The organism is Pseudomonas rossensis (genome assembly GCF_039888995.1).
Classification (GTDB): domain Bacteria; phylum Pseudomonadota; class Gammaproteobacteria; order Pseudomonadales; family Pseudomonadaceae; genus Aquipseudomonas; species Aquipseudomonas rossensis.
Window position 1 is genome coordinate 1 of record NZ_JBBWCB010000403.1, and the last position, 237, is coordinate 237.

The following is a 237-nucleotide window of genomic DNA, read 5'->3' on the forward strand; positions in this document are numbered from 1 at the left end:
GCCGGTCATTTGGGCCGCTCTGCCGAACGGGCAGCCAGTGAAGACTGGGTGATGTTCGGTTACTACATCATGCACAACATCGGCATTGCCTTTCAGACCTTCGCCAGCGGTTTGTTGTTTGGCCTGGGCAGCGCGTTTTTCCTGTTCTTCAACGGTTTGATGATTGGTGCGGTGGCCGGGCACCTGACGCACATCGGCTACGGGCAAACCTTCTGGTCATTCGTGGTTGGCCACGGG

General features: G+C 57.8%; 1 protein-coding gene. It reads left to right on the plus strand.

The window, feature by feature from the left end; all coding sequences use genetic code 11:
- The coding region (locus WLY71_RS31050; RefSeq protein ID WP_347806620.1) for a stage II sporulation protein M at positions 1-237 on the plus strand (237 nt) is incomplete at both ends.